5 protein-coding genes are annotated in these 3,202 nt (G+C 40.9%); 1 reads left to right on the top strand and 4 read right to left on the bottom strand.

Annotated features, from left to right (window positions below):
* Positions 1 to 176: 176 nt before the first annotated feature.
* The 3 genes from NFR99_RS14955 to NFR99_RS14945 form a co-directional block, all read right to left on the bottom strand.
* Positions 177 to 857, bottom strand: coding sequence for an N-acetylmuramoyl-L-alanine amidase family protein (locus tag NFR99_RS14955; RefSeq protein ID WP_251354052.1), 681 nt, complete (start codon positions 855 to 857; stop codon positions 177 to 179).
* A gap of 435 nt (positions 858 to 1,292) precedes the next feature.
* Positions 1,293 to 1,460, bottom strand: coding sequence for a hypothetical protein (locus tag NFR99_RS14950; RefSeq protein ID WP_158605101.1), 168 nt, complete (start codon positions 1,458 to 1,460; stop codon positions 1,293 to 1,295).
* Between the two features lie 93 nt (positions 1,461 to 1,553).
* On the bottom strand, positions 1,554 to 1,742 hold the full coding sequence (locus tag NFR99_RS14945) for a type II toxin-antitoxin system TacA family antitoxin (RefSeq protein ID WP_135977048.1): 189 nt from the start codon (positions 1,740 to 1,742) through the stop codon (positions 1,554 to 1,556).
* Positions 1,743 to 1,898: 156 nt separating this feature from the next.
* Here NFR99_RS14945 and NFR99_RS14940 point away from each other — a divergent pair, with 156 nt between their 5' ends.
* Positions 1,899 to 2,069, top strand: coding sequence for a ribbon-helix-helix protein, CopG family (locus NFR99_RS14940; protein ID WP_135977047.1), 171 nt, complete (start codon positions 1,899 to 1,901; stop codon positions 2,067 to 2,069).
* 38 nt (positions 2,070 to 2,107) lie between these two features.
* Here NFR99_RS14940 and NFR99_RS14935 read toward each other — a convergent pair whose 3' ends face one another.
* Positions 2,108 to 2,929, bottom strand: coding sequence for a peptidoglycan recognition protein family protein (locus NFR99_RS14935; protein ID WP_251354051.1), 822 nt, complete (start codon positions 2,927 to 2,929; stop codon positions 2,108 to 2,110).
* Positions 2,930 to 3,202 lie beyond the last annotated feature (273 nt).

The following is a 3,202-nucleotide window of genomic DNA, read 5'->3' as shown; positions in this document are numbered from 1 at the left end:
ATACCTGAAACACATATCTATCTAACATATGTTCGGTAAACATATGTTTTTCTTTGTGTGTCAATAGGTCGGAATTTACCAGAAAGTAAAAAAGAAGCAAACAAAGGATTTCTTCTCCTCTATTTGCTTCTAATTATACAATTTACCACAATGTTCTGCACCTTTTAGAACATTTCTTAAACTTCTTTCTTTTTTGTGCCGGTTTGCAATTTTTGTATTTTTCTCAGACGTCCGTCAGGGCCATAATAGTATTTGCGTTTTCCGATGCGTACCCATTTTTTTACAACCATGCGCCCCTGCCTGTCTACATAATATTTTCCAATCTGTGAATTACGAGCCATAAGCCCGCTGGAATAGAAATAATACCAGTAACCTTTGATACATTGCCAAGCCTGGGTAACGTAACTTCCGTCAGAATTTCTGTATTTTTTCCCTTGTTTTGTATTAACAAACTTTTCTTTTAATCGTTTCCTATAACCGGGAATTACACGACCATCAGAGCCAACATAGCATTTCTTAATCCATCGGTTTTTGGCCATCCTGCCATCAGTCAGGAAATAATATTGATTCATCCACCGATTCTTTATCATAGAGCCATCGGCGTTAAAAAAGTAGTAATTCTTCCCGAGTCTCAGCCATCCTGTGTGGGCAAAACCGTTTGCATCAAAATAGTATGTATACCCTTTATAAGTAATAAATTGAGATGTAATAGCGGTGCCTGTTTGAGCATCAACACAAGACATTTTTGTGTCATGGCGTATCAGCTGATAATCCGCAGCTTCTGCTTTCACTGAAAGCAAAAGGATAAGTAATAAGGAGACAAAAATCGCCAATCTACGTATCTTTGTTGTAAACATGAAAACTCCCCCCCCTCTTTAAACATGAAACAATAACTATACGTAAAGCTTAACAAAATAAGTTTTTATGCAGTCTTGTTTACTGATTTTCACAATGGAAAAATTGAAAAATCACAGTGTATTGCTTATCCATATACGAAACTATATTATTAAATTTATTATGTCATAGTTTGCAGTATCTGACAAGAAGTGAAATTCTTATAATCTCCTTAAGTTTACTCACGGTTTTATGCGGGTTTTCAGGGATTTTTGTTGCTAACGTGTTGCTAACCGTTCATGTTTATCAGGACGTTTTCTGACTTATCCGAAGTTATAAAACAGCTTTTTCATTTTAGCCATTGACCTGAATCCCGCTGCTCCCGGTATTATTACAGCAGCATATTTCCTTAAATAACCCATCAAAAAAGAGCGGTGGCAAGTTCCGCTCTCTTTGTGTTATTCGTCTTTTTTCTGTTCCTCTGCTTCTTCTTTGAATCCGGTTGAGTGTTTACGGATGTCCTTGTTCATTTCCCTTACCTCGTCCATCGTCTGGCACTTGTCAGTTGCTGTTGTAATCAGCCACGCTATAAATTGCATTTGTTTATCTGTCATAACCTCTACCATTTCCTTTCCTCCATTCTTCACCAGATTCGCTTGCCCTTATCTGGCAATATCATTATATCATATAGTGCGCTATATATCAATATCATTAACACGCTAATTCAATATTTTTTCAGTCTTTTCCTGCAATGCATCTAAATAAAATTGCCGCATACTTGGATATCCTGCTATCTTGGCTGCCTGTTCATACTGCTCATATTCTTCGGGTTTTACTCTAAACCGAATTTCTTTTAACTTTTCCAAATATTTCATTGTATATTCTTTTTGTTTTTCATTATATGCCATTGCCCCCCTCCTTTATAATTTCATTATACCACCTTTGGAAGTTAGTGCGCTATACACAAACTATACAATGTTAACGCACTAATTTCATGCAGTTTGTCAGTTGGAATGTGGTGTACTATATTGTATAATATCGTATATTACAGGAGGTATGAAGCAATGAAACCACTAAAAAGCAAGATAAGTATTACTTTGGATTCTGATATGATTGCAATATTAAAGCAGCTTGCCGAAGAGGACGACCGTTCTCTTAGCCAATGCATCAATCTGATTTTAAAGAATCATCTCAGAAATTTAAATCATCAGAAAAACACAACGCATGATTTATGATGAGCAGGAAGGTCGGTAGACACCGCCCTTCCTGTTTTCTATACTGCCTTTACCCGGTATTTCCCTTTCACCACAACAGGCAGCCAGCCGCTCTTAATCTGAACCCAGGTGCTCCCGTCAAAAGCGGTAGTAACTTTCTTGATTTCCACTACGCTGTCCTTTTTCAGTTTGGTTTTATTCCCGGACAGGCGGCGGCACTTCTTCTTTGCCGATGCGGCGAGCTGCGTATACTTTACGTACCCCGCCTGCTGGGACTTGGTGGAAACTCCGTCCCGGATGGCAATATCCTGCGTCAGCTTTACCTTCATGCCGGGTTTCAGCTCCAGTTTCTGTCCGGCATTGAAGTATTCTTCTGCCCTCTGTTTAAACGTTGTCCACGTCCAGCTTGTCTTATACCCGTTGTTATGCACATATGGAGCCGGACAGGTCTTATTTACGATATCGTAATGGCGCAGTACATTTGTGGATGGGATGCCCTGTTCATGGCGGAGCTTCGCCACCAGCCACGCACACGCCTCCTGCGTCTCTTTCGTGAAGTACCACCTCTTATCCTCCGCACTGGCCGCGTTCCCGTCGCACTTGCAGCACATTTCAATGCTGATAGTGTTGCTGTTCCGGGCTTCCGGGTGCTTCTGGGTGTAATATCCTGCCGTGCCTACCGCCCAGGGCACGGCATCCAGGCTGCACCTCTGGTAGATAGTCCCGTCCCAGTAAATGTAGAAGTGTGCCCCGCATCCATCCGATGCCAGGTCGTGAGCCTGACCGACCACACCTAAGTAATGGACGGCAATATATTTTTTCTGATTGCCCCAGCAAGGAACGCTCCTGGAGCTGATGGCATTAATGATTTTATGTGTCATATGGTTCTCCTTTCCTGCTGCATTTTTGCAGCACTAAAAACACCGCCCATTTCTGAGCAGTGTTAGTTTATCGGAAACTTGCAATTTCTCCCACTTTCCCCTTGACTACCACGTTATAACGTGGTATAATTTAAACATAGAAAGGAGGTGACAGGAAATGGAGAATAAAATAAACGAGCTGAAAAAAGTGGTTAGCGCACTCATCCAGCTCGCTCTCGAAATTGGAACTCTCTTAGCCGTAATCAAAATGATTATCGAAAGTCTCCAATAAGA

The organism is Hominisplanchenecus murintestinalis (assembly GCF_943193015.1).
Classification (GTDB): Bacteria; Bacillota; Clostridia; order Lachnospirales; family Lachnospiraceae; genus Hominisplanchenecus_A; species Hominisplanchenecus_A murintestinalis.
This window is presented reverse-complemented; position numbering and strand designations above follow the sequence as displayed.

Bases quoted from the DNA above. Each gene is read 5' to 3' on its own strand.
- NFR99_RS14955 (WP_251354052.1), bottom strand. From the start codon at position 857: ATGTTTACAACAAAGATACGTAGATTGGCGATTTTTGTCTCCTTATTA.
- NFR99_RS14950 (WP_158605101.1), bottom strand. From the start codon at position 1,460: ATGGTAGAGGTTATGACAGATAAACAAATGCAATTTATAGCGTGGCTG.
- NFR99_RS14945 (WP_135977048.1), bottom strand. From the start codon at position 1,742: ATGGCATATAATGAAAAACAAAAAGAATATACAATGAAATATTTGGAA.
- NFR99_RS14940 (WP_135977047.1), top strand. From the start codon at position 1,899: ATGAAACCACTAAAAAGCAAGATAAGTATTACTTTGGATTCTGATATG.
- NFR99_RS14935 (WP_251354051.1), bottom strand. From the start codon at position 2,929: ATGACACATAAAATCATTAATGCCATCAGCTCCAGGAGCGTTCCTTGC.